The following is a 17,399-nucleotide window of genomic DNA, read 5'->3' on the forward strand; positions in this document are numbered from 1 at the left end:
TCATGAACAGCACCGTCCGCCTGACCCTGATCACCCTGGCCCTGGGTCTTTCCGCGTGCACGGTGCATCAGCCAGGCGAGCGGCAATCGCTGCCGCCGATCGAGTCCGTGCCCGAGCACAAAGGGCCAGCGGCCAAGCCATTGCCGGGCAGCAAGCCAAGCCAGCCTGCTGCGACGCCCAAACCCATGCCGCGCACCTCGGCCAGTTTTGCGCCACCACCCGGTGGCGCCAGCCATTGGGACCCGAAGATGGGCGTCTACGTGCTGGAGAAACAACCCAACACCTTCTACCGCCAGCGCACCTACTACCGCTGGAACAACGGTTGGAGCTGGTCGCTGAGCCCCAATGGACCCTGGCAGGAGACCGACAGCAGTGGTGTGCCGGGTGGCCTGGGGCGCGCGTTCGCCCAATAGGTTTCGCTCGAACCCTGCGCGGGTAGCCCATCTCGCCACTGCCTGCGCATAATGTCCCTTCGCATTGAACGGGAGGTGGCATGAGCAAGACAGTCCTGGTCCTGGTGGAAACCGTTGACGATTATCTGCCTTTGCTGGAGCGAGCCGGCTACCGACTGATCCGCGCCCCTTCACCTCGGATGCGTGCCGACGCTATCGCCCGTCACGCCCACCAGATAGATGCCGTGCTCACCCGCGGCCCACTGGGCCTGACCGCCGACGAGATCGACACGTTGGTGAACCTCAGGATCATCTGTGTGATCGGCGCCGGTTACGAGCAAGTCGACCTGGTCGCCGCTGCGGCCCGGGGCATCACCGTCACCAATGGCGCAGGTGCCAACGCCGGTCCTGTTGCCGACCATGCCATGGCCCTGTTGCTGGCGCTGCTGCGCGATATTCCCCGCGCCGATGCCAGCACCCGCCGTGGTGAGTGGCATCGGGTGATCAGCCCCTCGGTCAGCGGCAAGCGCATGGGGATCATCGGCCTTGGCGCGGTGGGCCAGGCGATTGCCCGGCGCGCTGCCCTTGGTTTCGACATGCATGTCAGCTACCACAGCCGTACCCCGCGTGCGGATGTGCCCTACACCTGGTACGACAGCCCACGGCACCTGGCCGACGCGGTGGATGTTCTGGTGGTCGCCACCCCGGGTGGCAACGGAACTCGCCACCTGGTCGATGCCCAGGTGCTCGAGGCATTGGGCGCCGAGGGTTACCTGGTCAATATCGCCCGCGCCAGCGTGGTGGACACCGAGGCCTTGGTCGCTGCCTTGCGCCAGGGCCAGCTCGCCGGCGCCGCGCTGGACGTCTTCGACGATGAACCCGCCGTGCCTGATGCGCTCAAGGCATTGGGCAACACCGTGCTGACCCCGCACGTCGCGGGTCAGTCCCCTGAGGCGGCCCGTGATACCGTGGCCCTGGTGCTGCGCAACCTGCAGGCGTTCTTCGCGGGCGAACCGGTACTGACCCCAGTGCGTGGATAAGCCGTTTTCCGATACCCACCCGGCGTTATGTCGGGCTTGAAAGGAGTCGTTGCATGCAACTCGAGATTTTCCAGGTCGATGCGTTTTCCTCCGAGCCGTTCGGCGGCAACCCAGCAGCGGTGATTCCCTTGCAGCAGTGGCTGCCGGATGACCTGCTGCAGCGCATCGCCGAAGAGAACAACCTGTCCGAGACCGCCTACTTCGTGCGCAACGGCGAGGCATTCGAGCTGCGCTGGTTCACCCCGGCCGTCGAGGTCGACTTGTGTGGCCATGCGACGCTGGCAGCCGCCTGGGTGTTGTTCGAGCAGTTGGGTGAACAGGCCGAAGTGCTGCGTTTCAATACCCGTAGCGGTGAGCTCAGGGTCAGCCGTGGGGCCGATGGCCTGCTGGCCATGGACTTCCCCGCCAAGCAGCCGGTAGCCGTTGATATCCCTGAAGGCTTGTTGTCAGCTTTGGGTCTGGGAAGCGCCCGTGCGTTGTATCGGACAGACGACTATGTGCTGGTGATCGATGATGCGGCGCTGCTCGATCCACTCAAGCCGGATTTCGTCGCGTTGTCTGCGTTCGATGTGCGCGGGATCGCGGTGACGGCGCCAGGGCGTGGATTTGATTTCGTTACGCGTTGGTTTGGGCCGCGGGTGGGGGTCAACGAGGACCCGGTTACCGGGTCGGCACATACGTCGTTGGCACCTTACTGGTCGGAGCGCCTGGGCAAGGCCAGCTTGCGCTGTGAGCAGGGTGGGGCGCGCAAGGGGCAGTTGCAGTGCGAGGTACCGGGGAACGGACGGGTGATCATCAGTGGGCGCGGCGCGCTCTACCTGCGCGGTCAAGTCTTTATCTGAGGCGCGGCCGAAAATGCCCCCACGAGCGTGCAAGGCGCTTCGTGGGGGCAGACGGGCATCAGGGCATGACGCCCACGGTGCCGTTACCGACCTTGGGCTGTCGATAGAGGTCCAGCAGCACCTGGTCAAGCACCTGCGAGGCGCCCCATGGCTTGGGGTCGTTGAGGATGGCCGCCACCGCCCAGGTATGGCCGTTGCTGTCGCGGCTGAACCCGGCAATTGCCCGCACGGTATTGAGCGTGCCGGTCTTGATATGCCCTTCGCCGCTCATGGCCGTGCGCTTCAGGCGTTTACGCATGGTGCCATCCATGCCCACCAGCGGCATCGAACTGATGAACTCGGCAGCGTAGGGGCTCTTCCAGGCGGCCTGCAGCAGTGCGGCCATTTCGCGGGTGCTGACGCGCTCGGCACGGGACAGGCCCGAGCCGTTCTCCATCACCAGGTGGGGCGCGGTGATGCCTTTCTTGGCCAGCCACTGGCGCACCACGCGTTGGGCGGCACGGGCGTCGTCGCCGTCGGCGTCGGTGCGGAACTGCGCGCCGATGCTGAGGAACAACTGCTGCGCCATGGTGTTGTTGCTGTATTTGTTGATGTCGCGGATGACTTCGACCAGGTCTGGCGAGAAAGCACGGGCCAGCAGACGGGCGGATTTGGGGACGTCCTCGAAGCGGTCGCGGCCCTGAATAGTGCCCCCCAGTTCGTTCCAGATGGCGCGCACGGCACCCGCGGCGTAGGTCGGGTGGTCCAGCAGCGACAAATAGGTCTGCGAGTTGCAACCGTCAGCCAGTTGCCCGGTGACGGTCACGCTGACGCCGTCGGCTTGCGGCACCGGGTTGTAGCGCACGTCGCCTGAGCATTGCTTGCCGGCCACTGCCTTGACCTGATTGTCGATGCGAATGCTGGCGATCGGTGGCTCGACCGATACCAGCACTTTGCCGCCGTCGTTACGGGCCACGAAGCGCAAGGCTTTGAGGTTGACCAGCAATGAGTCAGGCTTGACCAGAAACGGCTTGTTGATATCGCCGCCGTCATCATCGAACTGTGGCAGGTTGGGCTGCACGAAGTGACTGCGGTCCAGGACCAGGTCACCGGTCACCGTGCGTACACCGTTGGCACGCAGGTCACGCATCAGCAGCCAGAGTTTCTCCATGTTCAGCTTGGGATCGCCGCCGCCCTTGAGGTACAGGTTGCCGTTGAGCACGCCGTTGCTCAGGGTGCCATCGGTATAGAACTCGGTCTTCCACTGGTAGGTCGGGCCCAGTAGTTCCAGCGCGGCGTAGGTGGTGATCAACTTCATGGTCGAGGCCGGGTTGACCGAGACGTCGGCGTTGAAAACCGTGGCCGTGCCGGGGCCATCCAGTGGCAGCATCACCAGCGACAGCGCCGAGTCCTGCAGTTTGTTGGTCTTGAGTGCCTGTTGCACCTTGGGCGGGAGGGTGGTGTTGACGGCGGCGGCCTGGCTGGGGAATGCCAGGGGCAGCAACACGCCGGCGAGCAGCAGTGGGCGGAGCGTCTTGATCATAAAGGTATGAACCCTGCGCGAGGGAAAAGGGTAACGGGGCTGTAAGAAAATGATGACCCCAGGACGAATAGAGTGCGCATTATGCCCCAAGCTTAGCGTCGGTGGGCTGTATTCGACGGAAAAGCGCCGCTGGGCGCTGGAAACTGGTAAAGTGCCGCGCGTAAATACTTGAGAGGATTGTTTCATGGCTACCAACCGTTCCCGTCGCCTGCGCAAGAAACTGTGCGTGGATGAATTCCAGGAGCTGGGTTTCGAACTGAACCTGGGTTTCAAGGAAGACCTGTCCGATGAAGCCATCGATGCCTTCCTTGACGCCTTCCTGGCTGAAGCCATGGATGCAAATGGTCTGGACTATGTCGGCGGCGACGATTTCGGTCTGGTCTGCAAGGCCGAGCGTGGCTCGGTCACCGAAGAACAGCGTGCCGCTGTCGAAGCCTGGCTCAAAGGCCGCAGCGAACTGACCAACATCGAAGTCAGCCCGCTGCTGGACGCCTGGTACCCGGAAAAACCGATCAACCCGGCATCGTGATCGGGAGGCGGCACAGTCGCTGTGCCGCTTACTCCGCCTCGGCCAGGCTGCACAATTGCCTGGCCAGGGCTTTCTCCACACGGCGCATATGCCGTGCCAATGCCTGACGGCGTACTTTCAGCTCGTCCTGGGACAAATCAGGTTCCTCGAGCGCTTCGCATGCCTGAATCAATGATCTCGCATCCAGCATCCTCGCCGCGCTGAGGATCTTGTGTGCCTGGGCCGCCAGTTCATTCGCCTGTTGCCGTGGGTCGATAGCCATCAGTGTGATCAGGTCTTGCTGCAGGCTCTGGTACAAGGTGCTCAGTATACGGTCGCGGTCGTTGGCGTTGTCGCCGACGATGGCGCTCAGGCCGTCCAGGTCGAAGCGATGCCCGGGCTCGTCACAACCATTGCACGGCCTGCCGTGGCGAGCGATGCTCGCAAGGCGCTGGCCGAGCAGTTGCAGGCCGATGGGTTTGAGCAGGCAGTCATCCATGCCTGCATCCAGGCATTGTTGGCGCACTTCAGGTTGGGCGTTGGCGGTGTAGCCGAGCATGGTACAGCGCGGGCGACCGTGCAGGTGCTCTTCGGCGCGCACTGTCCGGGCCAGTTCATAACCATTCATGCCTGGCATGTTGCAGTCGACGATCAATACATCGAAACAGCCTTCACGCCACTTGCGCAACCCTTCGCGACCATCGCGCGCGCTCTCCTGGCGCAGCCCCAGGTAGCTCAACTGTTGTGCCATGAGCAGCAAGTTGGCGGGATGGTCGTCGATCACCAGGGTCTTCAGGCGCGCATCCGGCTGTTCAATGTTCGTAGCCATGCGGGGGAGCGGCTCCACGGGGGCTACACAGTGCAGGGGCATGGTGAGGCGTACGCGCGTTCCCACGCCTTGCAGGCTCTGCAGGCTCAGTTCGCCCCCCATCATCGCGCACAGGTTGCGGCTGATGACCAGCCCCAATCCGGTGCCTGCACGGGCGCCATCACTGTAGGGATTGGCCTGGGCGAAGGGCGTGAACAGTCGCTGGATGTCTTCCTCATGGATGCCGATTCCACTGTCACGCACCTCCAGGTCAAGGGTGGGGGACACTTGTTCGTTGTCGTTGCGCAGCTTCACGCTGATGCGTACCTGCCCCTGCTCGGTGAACTTGATCGCGTTGCTGACCAGGTTCGACAGCACCTGTTTGAACCGCAGTGGATCAAGCATCACATGACAACGCGCCGCGTCGGTGATGGCCACCTTCAGTGCCAGGCCTTTGTGGCGGGCCAGGCCGTCGAATACCCGGCCGACGGACTCGACCAGCATGGCCAGGTCGACGGGTTCAGGCGCGAGGTTCAGGTGGCCGGATTCGATGCGAGCGATATCCAGGATATCGCCGATGAGGCCGAGCAGGTCCTGGGCCGAGTGGTGGGCGATTTCCAAGGCAGGTCGATCGAGCTGGCCCTGCTCTGCGCGGCGCAGGGCCAGTTCCAGCATGCCGATCAACGCGTTCATCGGTGTGCGGATCTCATGGCTGATGGTGGCGAGGAAGGTGCTCTTGGCACGGTTCGCGTCATCCGCCTGCTGTTTGGCCAGGCGCAGGTCCTGGACCAGGTTGCGGCGTTCGCTGATGTCGATCCAGCCGCCGATGATGCCTTGCATCTCGCCCAGCGAGTCGCGGTAGGGAAGGATCCAGTGATAGATCGTCAGTTCCTGGCCTTTCAGGTACAAAGGGCGGTCCATGATCATGGGTTTACCCTGCGCCATGACGCGTTGGTAGTCGTCCTGGATCTGCCGGGTGTAATCAGCATCGCAGAATGGAGTGTCCTCCAGGCGCTTGCCGATGACCTGCTCGGGGCTGGCGCCCACCGCTTGCAGGTAGCTGTCGTTGCAGCTCTGCAGACGCCCTTCGTGGTCTCGAACGTACATTGGGTGGGGAGTGCCGTTGAGCAAGGCACCCATGAACTCCAGTTGGTCGTTCAGGGCGCGCTCGGCTCGCTGACGTTGCTTGATCTGGCGGCGCAGGCGTGCGTTCCAGATCAGTGCAAGTACCAGTAGCATGCCGATGACACCTGCCACCTGCACGATGACCTTGCGGTAATGGCGCCAGTAGGAGTCATCGCGCATGCCGTGGTCCCGCCAACGGCTGTTGATCACCCCGAGCTCTTCGGGGGATATGCTCAGCAGTGCCTTGTCGAGTATCGACGCCAGCTCGCCGGCATTGGAGGTTGTCGCCATCGAGAAGGTTGCCGGCTCCGTGCCGACCGTGCTGCGGATTACCAGGTCACTGCTGGTCGCCACCATGTGATTGGCATCGATCAGCGTGGCGATCGCAGCATCCACTGCACCGCTTTCAAGCAATACCGTGGCGTAGTAGGCGCTCTCCGTTGCGACCTGACGAACCAGCGGATGTTGGGTGGTCAGGAGCGCTGCCACGCTGCTGTCACGAGGGACGGCTACGCGCTTGCCCTTGAGCAGCTTCAGTGTGCTGGGTTGATTGGCTCCGTTGCGGCCGACCAGCACGTAGGCACTTTCCAGATAGGGCCTGCTGACCTGCAAGGCGTTGCCGCGACGTGTATCGATGGAATGGGTGGCGATGATGTCGGCACGGCCGGACTCAAGTTGCTCGATCATGTCACCATCGCCACTGGCGCGCTGGATGTCGAAGCGCAGGCCGGTGCGCAAGCGAATGAGTTCGAGCAGGTCGGCGACGATACCGCGCAGGCGGTCATTGTTGTCGAAAAAGGTCAGGGGGGCGGCGGTATCATTGACCACCACCCGCATTACCGGATGCTCGCGCAGCCAGCGATCTTCCCGTGGCGACAACTGCAGTTTGCGATCAGTCAACAGGCTGCCACTGCTGGCGCTCCAGCGTTTGAAAATATCGAAGCGTGTACTGTTTGACTGGGCTTCCAGCGCAGCATCGACCAGCGTCAGCAGCATCCTGTCGTCGTCGCGCAAGGCAAAACTGAACCCAACGGCCTCGTGCTTGCCAAAATTGGCCATGCGCAGGCGTGGCAGGTGGCCACGACTGATCAGGTAGTGCGTGGACACGGTGTCGCCGATGAACACGTCGGCTTGCTCGAAGGCTACCGCGTTCAGGGCCTGGGTGGACGACTCGAAGGTCAGGAGCTCGGCTTGGGGGTAGGTGGCGTTGATCTCTTCGGGCGGCAGGTAGTGGTAGAGCATGCTCAGGCGCATGCCTTCCAGGCCTGTATCCAGCGCGCGTGTTTCGTCTTCGCGGGTTACCAGCACCGGCTGGTCGATGGCATAGGGCCGTGACAAGGCCAGGCCTTGCGTCGAGGCTTCATAGCCATTGGCGCTTCCCAGCAGGTCGATCTGGCCATTCTTCAAGGCAGCGACCGCCGCGGCCCGACTGGGGAAGCGTTGCACACGGACCGGCAGGCCCAGGGCGTTGCCAATCACGCCAGCGTAGTCTGCGGTGAGCCCCTGGTACTCATTGCCACGGGTGGCAATGTCGAACGGTGGATAATCCGGTGCCGATGTTCCCAGGACCAGTTCCTGACGGGTCGTGAGCCAATCACGTTGGGCCGGGGTGAGCGTGGGTTGGGTCGATGTCGGTGAAGCGCGGCTGAGCAGAGTGTATGTCTGGCCCGGTTCATTGGATACGCAGGCACCCTGCAGGGGGGTGCCGAGGCTCAGGCAAATCAGGGATGTTGCAATGTACCTCCACATCATGACCTCAGACTAACGCGTTGCGCTTGGCGATATCGATCAGTTCCACCAACGTGTTTGCGCGCAGTTTGTGCATAAGGCGCTTCTTGTAGGTGCTGACGGTCTTGTTGCTGAGGAACATGCCCTTGGCAATTTCCTTGTTGCTTCTGCCCTGCGCGAAAAGTTGCAAGACCATCAGCTCCCGGTCGTTCACCTGGCGGAACAGTTCCAGTTCCTGCCCTCGATCCACCTGGGCCGGATTGAGTGCCTGGCTGGGGAAGTAGTTATAGCCGGAAAGCACCGCCTTTATGGCGCTGAGCAACTCGCTCAGGTCTTCCTGTTTGCAGACGTAACCGGCGGCCCCCGAGTGCATGCAGCGGATCGCGAACAGTGCTGGCGATTGCGCGGTCAGCACCAGAACTTTGAGGGGGATGGCCATGGTCTGCAGGCGGGACAGCATTTCCAGGCCGTCGAGCTTGGGGAGGCTGATGTCCAGGATCACCAGGTCCGGGCGTGTTTCGCGAATCATCTGCATGGCATCGACGCCATTGTCCGATTCGCCAATCACTGTGTAATTTTGATTTTCCAGCAACATCCGGATAGCCAGGCGGATTACCGGGTGGTCGTCGACAATAAATACTGAGTGCATATTCAACATTCCATTCGGTGTGACGAAAACAGTCGGCACATTAGCTCAGATGAATGTCGGCGGGCAGGGAAGGTTAGTTCGAAAACTATATATAGGAAATTACTTACAGCTAAATCGATATCTTGCTACAGGGCGTGTAGAAGTTAAGGAGTTCGTCGCTCGGGTTTCTGGTTGTTTTTGCGAAAAATTGAAATTGTGTTTTGACCTGTCGCTAGGAGGTAAGAAGTTTCTTACAGATTAATACAGTGTTGACGGCCTAGGCCGTCATCACTGCTGCGCGCCTGTCATGTCGGACTGGAGCGTCCGGTCATCTCGCTGGCCATTTCGCTGGCATAGCCATCGGTCATGCCAGCGATGAAGTCGATCATGCGCAGGTAGGCGTCGTGCAAGGTGCCGTGCGGATTGGGGGCGTTGTTGCCGATCAGGTCCAGCACGCGCTGGCTCTTGAAAGAGGGTGTGCGCCCGCCGTGCTGTTCCAGGGCGGCACTGCAGAAGGTATTGAGGAGGATTTCCAGGGTGGTGTAGGCGCCGATCTCCTGAAGCGTCTTGCGCTTGTCCTGAAAGATTTTCTTGCGGGCCATGTCCTTGGCTTGCAGTACGCAACGCTGGGCCGGGCCGTGCATGTGTTCGACCAGGTCGCCCGGTAGCCTCCCGGCAAGCAGGGCATCCTGCTGTTCGACGAAGGCGAGGGCGGCGGCATTGGTCAGGTGTTCGATCGCCTTGCCCCGCAGGATTGCCAGCTTGCGCCGGCGCGATGCTCCGGGCCCTAGCTGGCGATAGGTTTCCGGCAGGTCGTCGCCGACCAGGTCGAGCAGCAGCGCCTCGACTTCGGCGTACTGCAACAGGCCCATTTCCAGGCCGTCCTCGAGGTCGATCAAGGCATAGCAGATATCGTCGGCCGCCTCCATCAGGTAGACCAAGGGGTGGCGGGCCCAGCGCTGGTGTTCAAGCTGAGGCAGGCCAAGCTTGCCGGCGATCTGCTCGAGCAGCGGCAGCTCGCTGTGGTAGCAACCGAACTTGTGTTTTTTGTAGCCCAGGGCATCGGCGTGGCGAGCGGTCCAGGGGTACTTGAGATAGGCGCCGAGGGTGGCGTATGTCAGGCGCATGCCACCATCGAACTGGTGGTATTCGAGTTGGGTGAGGACGCGAAAACCTTGGGCGTTGCCTTCGAAATTCAGGAAGTCGGCACGTTCGTCATCCGTCATGTCGTCCAGCCAGCCACGTCCGGCCGCTTGCTGGAACCAGTGGCGAATGGCGTCTTCACCGGAGTGGCCAAACGGAGGGTTGCCAATGTCGTGGGCCAGGCAGGAAGACTGCACGATCATCCCCAGGTCGTTGGGTTCGCACCAGTCGGGCAGCCTGTCGCGCAGGGTCTCGCCCACGCGCATGCCCAGCGAGCGGCCGACACAGCTCACTTCCAGCGAATGGGTCAGGCGGGTGTGGATGTGATCGTTGCTGGTGACCGGGTGCACCTGGGTCTTGCGCCCCAGGCGGCGGAAAGCGCCAGAGAAGATGACGCGGTCATGGTCCTTGTGGAAAGGGCTGCGGCCCAGCTCTTCGGAGCTGCCGAGGGCCTTGCCCAGGCGTTCGCGGGTCAGCAGGGTATGCCAGTCCAAGGCGTGTTCTCCCGTCGTTGAGTCGGCATAGCTTCCAGTGTCTGGCGCGCCCGTGCAAGCACGGACGCGCAGGGCTCAGGGGCGCTGGCCGTTGCTCAGGAACAGGCGGATCAGCGGTGCCAGGCTGGAGCTCAGGCGCAGCAGGCGCCTCAAGTTGCCACTGCGCACCCCTTTACCCGTGAGGAAACCCAGCGCCACGACAGCGGCCAGGCCCCATAGCGAGCCATGCCGGACGCCCAGGCCCTCGCCGAATGAACTGCCCATGCCGCGCAAGCGGCGCACCGGTTCAAGCAGCTGGGTGGATTCGTGGCGAATCTGCTGGCGGTGCATTTCCATGCGCAGGCGCAGCAACGCCTTGCGCAGTTCACGTGGGTTTCGGGTATCAGGTATTTCAGGCAGGTTCATGGCAGCAGGCGCTCCCTGTCCTTGGCCAACTCGTCGAGCGTGGCGCTGAACGGTGATGATTCGTCGAACACCGCGGCTTTCAGACGCAAGCCGCAGTACAGCGCGGCAAGGCCATAGAACACGCACAGCCCGATGATCCCGGCCAGGCGATAGCTGTCCCACAGCAGCACCAGTACCAGCCCGGACAGGGCGGTCAGCAGCAGCAGGGCGAAGACCAGCGCGAGCCCGGCGAACAGCAGCAGGCTCAGGGTGCGAGCCTTCTGTTCCTGCAACTCGATACCGAACAGCTCGATATGGCTGTGCAGCAAACCCAGCACCGCCGCACCCAGGCGTCTGCCGGAAGTGGCGGCGCCGTTGCCGTCGTTGTCCATGGGCACCTCTCAGCGCTTGGCCAACAGGCCGATCAGCAGGCCGACGCCAGCCGCGATGCCAATGGCCTGCCAGGGGTTTTCCTGTACGTACTGCTCGGCGCTGCCGAGGGCGGCCTGGCCGCGCTGGCGCACCGAGTCCTGGGTCAGTTGCAAGGTTTCGCGGGCCTGTGTCAGGCGCTCGTGAATCTGCTCGCGCAGTTCATCGGCCTGGTCGCCCGCCAGGTTGGCGGTGTCGGCGAGCAGCTTTTCGGTGTCGCGGACCAGGGCCTGGAAGTCAGCCATCAGTATGTCTTGTGCAGTCTTTGCCGATTTGCTGGCCATGGATGGGCCTCTCCCTGTGGGTGTGTATGGCTATTTCGAGTAATGGCGTGCGCGGAAGGTTCAGTGGCAGGGGCTGGTACGGCCCTTGCTATCAATCGGGGCGTGCCTGTCGGCGCCTGCGCTGAAAGCGTGCGCCAGCCGCGCGGACACCGACAAACCTTAACCCAATCCACGACAAACCCAAGAAAAAACCACGCAGGCACCCGCCCGTTCACTGAAATGGAGCAGGGGCCTGGCACCGATTAGGTGCAGGGATGCCGGTTCTTGAACTGTCCTGGTGCCTTTTTGCAGGTCTGCCACTTCATGGAAAACATGCACAGCGCGATGGACTCCCTGGTCCATGGCTCGAACACCTTGTTCATCCTCATGGGAGCGATCCTGGTCCTGGCCATGCATGCCGGCTTCGCCTTTCTCGAGGTCGGTACGGTGCGTCACAAGAACCAGGTCAACGCCTTGTCGAAGATTCTCAGTGATTTCGCCATCTCGGCACTGGTGTACTTCTTCATCGGCTACTGGATCGCCTATGGCGTGAGCTTCCTGCAGCCGGCGGCCGAGCTGGCCCGCGACCATGGTTACGCCTTGGTCAAATGCTTCTTCCTGCTGACCTTCGCCGCAGCGATCCCGGCGATCATTTCGGGTGGGATTGCCGAGCGGGCACGCTTCGTACCGCAGTTGTGCGCGACCGCGTTGATCGTGGCGTTCATCTATCCGTTCTTCGAAGGGGTGGTGTGGAATGGCAACCTGGGTATCCAGGCATGGCTGCAGGCACGCTTCGGCGCACCGTTCCATGACTTCGCCGGGTCCGTGGTGGTGCATGCCATGGGGGGGTGGCTGGCCTTGGCGGCGGTCATCCTGCTGGGGGCGCGTCGCGGTCGTTATCGCGATGGCCGGCTGGTAGCCTTCGCGCCGTCGAGCATCCCGTTCCTGGCGCTGGGCTCCTGGATCCTGATCATCGGCTGGTTCGGCTTCAACGTCATGAGCGCGCAGACCCTGCAGGGGGCGAGCGGGCTGGTGGCGATCAACTCGTTGATGGCCATGGTAGGTGGCACCTTGTCGGCCTTGCTGGTCGGGCGCAATGACCCGGGCTTCCTGCACAACGGTCCACTGGCCGGGTTGGTGGCGGTCTGCGCCGGTTCCGACCTGATGCACCCGGTGGGGGCGCTGGTGGTCGGGCTGGTGGCGGGAGGCCTGTTCGTCTGGTGCTTCACCGCGGCACAGAACCGCTGGAAGATCGACGATGTGCTGGGGGTGTGGCCGCTCCACGGCCTGTGTGGCGTCTGGGGCGGGATCGCCTGTGGCGTGTTCGGGCAGACGGCGCTGGGCGGGCTGGGTGGTGTCAGCCTGGTGAGCCAGGTGCTGGGCAGCCTGGCCGGTATCGGGGTGGCGTTGCTCGGCGGTTTTGTCGTGTACGGGCTGATCAAGGCGTTGCATGGCCTGCGCCTTAGCCACGAGCAGGAGTTCCAGGGCGCCGACCTGTCGCTGCACCGCATTGGCGCGACCAGCCAGGATTGACCTGGCACAGGTGCAGGTTGCAGGGTCTGGACCTAGAATAAGCATCCTTGAAGATGATTTCCGGGCCCATTCATGCTCCCTGAATGCCAGTTGTTCGGTACCCTCGGGTGCCACCTGTGTGAAGTGGCGGAAGCCATGCTGATGCCGTTCGTCGAGCACGGCCTGCTGGTCGAGCTGGTCGACATCGCGGATAGCGAGGCGCTGTTCGAGCGGTACGGCCTGCTGATTCCGGTGCTGCGCCGCTGCGACAGCGGCGCGGAACTGGGCTGGCCGTTCGATGCCGAACAAGTGGTGGCGTTCCTGCGTTGAGCCGCTGATTGACGGTAGGGTGATTCACTTCGTATGCTGTATATAAATACAGTATCGAGGTGAAGCCATGCTCAATGTCGAGCAACTCAAGTACAGCATCAACCACATGTCCCCTGAGCGTGTGCGTGACGCTGTGCTGGAATTGCGACTCGATGGCATCGTCACCGATGACCAGACGCCCTTCGGCAAGGTTCACTTCAACACCTGCTTCGCCGAGATCGAGGCGTTGTTCCAGCGTGCGGGCTTTCATCGCCCGCTGGATGTCGTGGGCTATCAGGGCCTGAGCTATGCCCTCTATGACCCGGGGCGCTGGGACGCCGTGCAGGTGCTGCGCTGGTTGAAGGCGCGCTGTGAGCCGGCCAGCGAGGCTGGTTGAGGCGCGTGGGCTAGGGGATAATGCTCCCCCCTGTGATGCGAGCCCGCCGATGACCACGCCTTTCAACCCCGCCCTCCAGCAAGCCAGTACCGTATGCCTGCCTCCAGGTCGCTGGGCGACGGTGCTCGATTGCCTGTGCGATCACTTCAAGGGTATCTCCCGCGAGCAGTGGCTCGATCGCTTTGCCCGTGGCCGGGTGCTGGACAGCGAAGGCCGTGCGATCGCCGCCGAGTTTCCCTATAAACAAGGCCTGCGTCTGCATTACTTCCGCGAGGTGCCCAACGAGAAACCGATTCCAGTGCAGGAAGAGATCCTGCATGTGGACGAGCATCTGGTGGTCGCGGACAAACCGCATTTCCTGCCGGTGACTCCCACCGGCGAATATGTCGAGCAGACGCTGTTGCGCCGCCTGATCCGCCGCCTGGACAACCCGCACCTGGTTCCCCTGCACCGCATCGATCGGCACACGGCCGGTCTGGTATTGTTCTCCGCCAGCCCGCAGAGCCGTGGCGCCTACCAGCGCCTGTTCCCGGAGCGGCGAATCGACAAGCACTATCAGGCAATCGCCGCGGCCATGCCGCAGCATGTGTTTCCCCTGGTGCACCGCAGCCGCCTGGTGCATGGCGAGCCGTTCTTCCGCATGCATGAGGTCGAGGGGGTCGATAACAGCGAAACCCACGCCTGCGTGCTGGAGAAACAGGGCGAACTGTGGCGCTATGGCCTGTCGCCAGTGACGGGCAAGACCCACCAGTTGCGGGTGCACATGGCTTCACTGGGCGCGGCTATCTGCAATGATCCGTTCTATCCGCAACTGGCCAATGAGCAGGACGATTACGCGCGGCCGCTGAAACTGCTGGCGCACAGCCTGCGTTTCAAGGATCCGTTGAGTGGCGAGGAGCGGTATTTCGAGAGTAGGTTGGCGCTTGACTGGTGAAAAGCATTGCGGGTGAACCCGCTCTCCTGAGCCTTGCGCGCCCCCTGTAGGAGCGGCCTTGTGCCGCGAAAGGGCCGCAAAGCGGCCCCGGCGATCTTTCTCGACACTGAAATCCTGGGGCCGCTACGCAGCCCTTTGGCGGCACAAGGCCGCTCCTACAGGGGAAGGCGTGAATTCCGAACACCCTGCAAGACAGTTGCTCCCACCAATGATCTGCGTGGGAGCGGGCTTGATTGCAGCTTTCAGCGGTTGAAGCGTTCCACCAGCGAGTATTGAGTGCCCGCGGTGCTGGTCAGCTCTTCGCTGAGCAGCGCCGAACGCTGGGCTTGGCCCGCGGTCTGGTCGGCCAGGTCGGCGATGGTGCTGATGTTGCGGCTGATCTCTTCGGCCACCGCGGTCTGTTCTTCGGTGGCGGCGGCGATCTGGGTGGCCATGTCGGTGATGTTGGCCACCGCTTCGCTGATACCCACCAGGGCCTGGTCGGCCTCCATCACGCGCTCGACGCCTTCCTGGGCCTGGCGGTGACCGGTCTCCATGGTCTGCACCGCGTTGTTGGCGGTCTGCTGCAGCTTGGCGATCAGGCCGTGAATCTGTCCGGTGGACTCGGCGGTGCGTTGGGCAAGCTGGCGGACTTCGTCGGCGACGACCGCGAAGCCTCGGCCCATCTCGCCGGCACGGGCAGCCTCGATAGCGGCGTTGAGTGCCAGCAGGTTGGTCTGGTCGGCGATGCCTTTGATCACATCGACCACGCCACCGATCTCGTCGCTATCCTTGGCCAGTTGCGTGACGGTCAGGCCGGTCTCGCCCACGGCGGCGGACAGCCGTTCAATCGCGTCGCGGGTCTCGCCGGCGATATGGCGGCCCTGGCTGGTCAGGCGATTGGCTTCTTGCGTGGCGTCAGCGGTGCGCTGCACATGGTTGGCCACTTCTTGCGTGGTGGCGGCCATCTGATTGACCGCGGCGGCCACTTGCTCGGTTTCCACGCGCTGGCGCTCCAGGCCCGAGGAACTCTGATGGGCGAGGGCGTCGGACTGGCGAGCCTGGTCGCTCAGTTGCTCGGCGCTGTCCTGCAGGCGGGTCAGGCAGGTCTTCATCCGTGCGTCCTGGCTGAGCATGGCCATTTCCAGGCGAGCCTGGACACCACGGCTGTCGGTGTACATCTGCGCGATCAGCGGGTCGGAGGTGGTCTGTTCAGCGAGGCGCAGCAGGCGCTTGAGGCCACGTTGCTGCCAGCCCAGGCCGAGCAGCCCCAGGGGAACCGACAGGCCGGCCGCCAGGGCGAAGCCCCAGGAGTGGCCCAGCCAGTTGCCGATCAGGAAGCCGACCTGGCTGATGAGGATGAACGGCAGCCAGTCCTGCAGCACCGGCAGCCATTTGTCGCGTTTCGGGATGGCCGACTTGCCCTGGTTGATGCGTTGGTACAGTGCTTCGGCACGGCGGATCTGCTCGGCGGTGGGCTTGACCCGCACCGACTCGTAGCCGACCACCTGGTTGCTGTCGAACACCGGGGTGACGTAGGCGTTCACCCAGTAGTGGTCGCCCGACTTGCAACGGTTCTTGACGATGCCCATCCACGGCAGCCCCTGCTTGAGGGTCTGCCACATATGGGCGAATACGGCCGGCGGCACATCGGGGTGGCGAACCAGGTTGTGCGGCGCGCCCATCAGCTCCTCGCGGGAAAAACCGCTGATCTCGATGAATGCGTCGTTGCAGTAGGTGATCACGCCTTTGGCGTTGGTGGTGGAGATCAACCGCTGCTGGGCAGGGAAAGTCCGTTCTCTCTGGGTAATCGGCTGGTTGTTACGCATTGGCTGTTCAATCCGCAAGGCTTTCGACGGGTATCGGCAAGCCTCTGGTTTTATTGAATGAATATTTAACTGCCATTGACCTGGCGCAAGGTGGCGATACTGCGGCTGCAGTAGCGAAGCCGGCATGATCGCGTAAGTTGCTGCCAATGTTGCAGTTTTCTTTATAGATTGTGACGACTGGGTCGGATCATGACCGATTGTTTAGCTCGGAGCCAGCATCGGGTAGCTGAAACCGGCGAAGTGCACCAGGTTGACAGCAACATGGCACAGCACCGCTGCGGTCAGCCCGCCATGGCGATAGGCCAGACCATACCCCACCCCGGCCAGGCTGGCCAGGTAGAACCACTGCCAGCCACCGCCCAGGTGCGCCAGGCCGAACAGCAGCGCGGCGGCGATCAGCGCCAGGCCGTCATGCTTGAACAGACGTTGCAGGCCGCCCTGGATGTAGCCGCGGAACAACAATTCCTCGGTCAGGCTGACCAGCAGCAGGTTGTTCAGCAGCCACAGCCAGGCCTGGTCCGGCCACTTGGGTGCCCAGGCCACCAGGCCCAGCGACCAGGCGCCGCCCAGGCAAGCGAGCAGCGTCAGTGGCAGGATCATGCCGAGGCTCGTGGCCAAGCCGCGTGTGCGCAGCATCACCAACCACGGGCAGGCCAGCAGCAGCCAGGCGCCGATCAGCGGCTTGTCCAGGTTCAGGTACATCGAGAAGGGGATGGCGCCTTCGCTGAGCACGACCTTGTCGATCACCCTGGCACCGTTGAAACCCGGTAGCCAGTGCAGTGCCAGGGCGACGGCGAGGGCGACGAACAGGACGTGGCCGAGGGTTTGCTGCCAGCGTACCCGTCGACGTGCCAGCAAGGCGCTGCACAGCAGGGCGAGCAAGGCGGGCAGGGTGGCAAGGCCCAGGCTGCCGAAGGTCAGTGCGAGGGTATAGCCGAGGCCGAGCAGGAGCAGGGCGATCCAGTGGGGAAGGGGCATTGGAGTTCCTTGTGCCGGTGAGTCCGTGGAGGGTTGGACTCACCTGGGCGCCCTCAGGGCACTTGCTATCGCTATCGCGGATGAATCCGCTCCTGTAGGAGCGGATTCATCCGCGATGCGCCGCACGGTCGGCGCTCGATCTCGAGATCACAGCA

At 63.0% G+C, this 17,399-nt stretch carries 17 protein-coding genes; 8 read left to right on the forward strand and 9 right to left on the reverse strand.

Annotation, left to right across the window (positions count from 1 at the left end; genetic code table 11):
* Positions 1-2: 2 nt before the first annotated feature.
* The 3 genes from NGM28_RS12615 to NGM28_RS12625 all read left to right on the forward strand — a co-directional run bounded on the left by NGM28_RS12615 (position 3) and on the right by NGM28_RS12625 (position 2,274).
* Entirely contained in the window at positions 3-413 is a 411-nt protein-coding gene (locus NGM28_RS12615) for a hypothetical protein (protein ID WP_240064248.1), read from the forward strand.
* Positions 414-493: 80 nt separating this feature from the next.
* Entirely contained in the window at positions 494-1,432 is a 939-nt protein-coding gene (locus NGM28_RS12620) for a 2-hydroxyacid dehydrogenase (protein WP_240064247.1), read from the forward strand.
* Between the two features lie 53 nt (positions 1,433-1,485).
* Entirely contained in the window at positions 1,486-2,274 is a 789-nt protein-coding gene (locus tag NGM28_RS12625; protein WP_240064246.1) for a PhzF family phenazine biosynthesis protein, read from the forward strand.
* Positions 2,275-2,332: 58 nt separating this feature from the next.
* On the opposite strand, the gene dacB is transcribed toward NGM28_RS12625, so the two are convergent.
* Positions 2,333-3,796, reverse strand: coding sequence for a D-alanyl-D-alanine carboxypeptidase/D-alanyl-D-alanine endopeptidase (dacB, locus tag NGM28_RS12630; protein ID WP_240064245.1), 1,464 nt, complete (start codon positions 3,794-3,796; stop codon positions 2,333-2,335).
* Positions 3,797-3,980: 184 nt separating this feature from the next.
* Between dacB and NGM28_RS12635 the strand changes: the two genes are divergently transcribed.
* Positions 3,981-4,325 carry a YggL family protein gene (locus NGM28_RS12635; protein ID WP_213657687.1) on the forward strand — a complete coding sequence of 115 codons (345 nt, stop codon included), beginning with the start codon at positions 3,981-3,983 and terminating at the stop codon, positions 4,323-4,325.
* A 28-nt stretch (positions 4,326-4,353) separates the two neighbouring features.
* On the opposite strand, the gene NGM28_RS12640 is transcribed toward NGM28_RS12635, so the two are convergent.
* The 6 genes from NGM28_RS12640 to NGM28_RS12665 form a co-directional block, all read right to left on the reverse strand.
* Positions 4,354-7,986, reverse strand: a complete 3,633-nt coding sequence (locus NGM28_RS12640; RefSeq protein WP_252090387.1) for a transporter substrate-binding domain-containing protein — start codon at positions 7,984-7,986, stop codon at positions 4,354-4,356.
* Between the two features lie 7 nt (positions 7,987-7,993).
* Positions 7,994-8,614 (reverse strand): response regulator transcription factor, encoded by a 621-nt coding sequence (locus tag NGM28_RS12645; protein WP_240064366.1) that lies wholly within the window; start codon positions 8,612-8,614, stop codon positions 7,994-7,996.
* Between the two features lie 284 nt (positions 8,615-8,898).
* Positions 8,899-10,230, reverse strand: coding sequence for a deoxyguanosinetriphosphate triphosphohydrolase (locus tag NGM28_RS12650; protein ID WP_240064243.1), 1,332 nt, complete (start codon positions 10,228-10,230; stop codon positions 8,899-8,901).
* Positions 10,231-10,305: 75 nt separating this feature from the next.
* Entirely contained in the window at positions 10,306-10,635 is a 330-nt protein-coding gene (locus NGM28_RS12655) for a hypothetical protein (protein ID WP_240064242.1), read from the reverse strand.
* Positions 10,632-11,006 carry a phage holin family protein gene (locus tag NGM28_RS12660; protein ID WP_213657682.1) on the reverse strand — a complete coding sequence of 125 codons (375 nt, stop codon included), beginning with the start codon at positions 11,004-11,006 and terminating at the stop codon, positions 10,632-10,634. The genes NGM28_RS12655 and NGM28_RS12660 overlap by 4 nt, the downstream gene beginning before the upstream one ends.
* Before the next feature lie 9 nt (positions 11,007-11,015).
* On the reverse strand, positions 11,016-11,327 hold the full coding sequence (locus NGM28_RS12665) for an ElaB/YgaM/YqjD family protein (protein ID WP_153785158.1): 312 nt from the start codon (positions 11,325-11,327) through the stop codon (positions 11,016-11,018).
* Between the two features lie 303 nt (positions 11,328-11,630).
* Between NGM28_RS12665 and NGM28_RS12670 the strand changes: the two genes are divergently transcribed.
* From NGM28_RS12670 to NGM28_RS12685, 4 genes are all read left to right on the forward strand, one after another.
* Entirely contained in the window at positions 11,631-12,839 is a 1,209-nt protein-coding gene (locus tag NGM28_RS12670; protein ID WP_252090388.1) for an ammonium transporter, read from the forward strand.
* Between the two features lie 72 nt (positions 12,840-12,911).
* Positions 12,912-13,148, forward strand: coding sequence for a glutaredoxin family protein (locus tag NGM28_RS12675; RefSeq protein ID WP_240064240.1), 237 nt, complete (start codon positions 12,912-12,914; stop codon positions 13,146-13,148).
* A gap of 67 nt (positions 13,149-13,215) precedes the next feature.
* Positions 13,216-13,524 carry a hypothetical protein gene (locus NGM28_RS12680; RefSeq protein WP_011534853.1) on the forward strand — a complete coding sequence of 103 codons (309 nt, stop codon included), beginning with the start codon at positions 13,216-13,218 and terminating at the stop codon, positions 13,522-13,524.
* Positions 13,525-13,573: 49 nt separating this feature from the next.
* The gene (locus NGM28_RS12685; RefSeq protein WP_252090389.1) at positions 13,574-14,458 is read left to right on the forward strand and encodes a pseudouridine synthase; all 885 of its coding nucleotides are present in this window, start codon (positions 13,574-13,576) and stop codon (positions 14,456-14,458) included.
* Positions 14,459-14,700: 242 nt separating this feature from the next.
* Here the strand turns inward: NGM28_RS12685 and NGM28_RS12690 are convergent, their stop codons facing one another.
* Positions 14,701-16,266 (reverse strand): methyl-accepting chemotaxis protein, encoded by a 1,566-nt coding sequence (locus tag NGM28_RS12690; RefSeq protein WP_240064238.1) that lies wholly within the window; start codon positions 16,264-16,266, stop codon positions 14,701-14,703.
* Positions 16,267-16,467: 201 nt separating this feature from the next.
* Complete coding sequence (locus NGM28_RS12695) at positions 16,468-17,244, reverse strand: CPBP family intramembrane glutamic endopeptidase (protein ID WP_252090390.1); 777 nt, start codon at positions 17,242-17,244, stop codon at positions 16,468-16,470.
* Between the last annotated feature and the right edge of the window lie 155 nt (positions 17,245-17,399).

It is taken from the genome of Pseudomonas sp. MWU13-3659, from assembly GCF_023757525.1.
In the GTDB taxonomy this organism is placed as follows: domain Bacteria; phylum Pseudomonadota; class Gammaproteobacteria; order Pseudomonadales; family Pseudomonadaceae; genus Aquipseudomonas; species Aquipseudomonas entomophila_E.

Excerpts from the sequence above, each read along its gene's own strand:
- NGM28_RS12615 (WP_240064248.1), top strand. The coding sequence starts at position 3 with ATGAACAGCACCGTCCGCCTGACCCTGATCACCCTGGCCCTGGGTCTT.
- NGM28_RS12670 (WP_252090388.1), top strand. The coding sequence starts at position 11,631 with ATGGAAAACATGCACAGCGCGATGGACTCCCTGGTCCATGGCTCGAAC.
- NGM28_RS12660 (WP_213657682.1), bottom strand. The coding sequence starts at position 11,006 with ATGGACAACGACGGCAACGGCGCCGCCACTTCCGGCAGACGCCTGGGT.
- NGM28_RS12620 (WP_240064247.1), top strand. The coding sequence starts at position 494 with ATGAGCAAGACAGTCCTGGTCCTGGTGGAAACCGTTGACGATTATCTG.
- NGM28_RS12675 (WP_240064240.1), top strand. The coding sequence starts at position 12,912 with ATGCTCCCTGAATGCCAGTTGTTCGGTACCCTCGGGTGCCACCTGTGT.
- NGM28_RS12655 (WP_240064242.1), bottom strand. The coding sequence starts at position 10,635 with ATGAACCTGCCTGAAATACCTGATACCCGAAACCCACGTGAACTGCGC.
- NGM28_RS12680 (WP_011534853.1), top strand. The coding sequence starts at position 13,216 with ATGCTCAATGTCGAGCAACTCAAGTACAGCATCAACCACATGTCCCCT.
- NGM28_RS12640 (WP_252090387.1), bottom strand. The coding sequence starts at position 7,986 with ATGTGGAGGTACATTGCAACATCCCTGATTTGCCTGAGCCTCGGCACC.
- NGM28_RS12625 (WP_240064246.1), top strand. The coding sequence starts at position 1,486 with ATGCAACTCGAGATTTTCCAGGTCGATGCGTTTTCCTCCGAGCCGTTC.
- NGM28_RS12665 (WP_153785158.1), bottom strand. The coding sequence starts at position 11,327 with ATGGCCAGCAAATCGGCAAAGACTGCACAAGACATACTGATGGCTGAC.
- NGM28_RS12690 (WP_240064238.1), bottom strand. The coding sequence starts at position 16,266 with ATGCGTAACAACCAGCCGATTACCCAGAGAGAACGGACTTTCCCTGCC.
- NGM28_RS12645 (WP_240064366.1), bottom strand. The coding sequence starts at position 8,614 with ATGCACTCAGTATTTATTGTCGACGACCACCCGGTAATCCGCCTGGCT.
- NGM28_RS12695 (WP_252090390.1), bottom strand. The coding sequence starts at position 17,244 with ATGCCCCTTCCCCACTGGATCGCCCTGCTCCTGCTCGGCCTCGGCTAT.
- dacB (WP_240064245.1), bottom strand. The coding sequence starts at position 3,796 with ATGATCAAGACGCTCCGCCCACTGCTGCTCGCCGGCGTGTTGCTGCCC.
- NGM28_RS12685 (WP_252090389.1), top strand. The coding sequence starts at position 13,574 with ATGACCACGCCTTTCAACCCCGCCCTCCAGCAAGCCAGTACCGTATGC.
- NGM28_RS12635 (WP_213657687.1), top strand. The coding sequence starts at position 3,981 with ATGGCTACCAACCGTTCCCGTCGCCTGCGCAAGAAACTGTGCGTGGAT.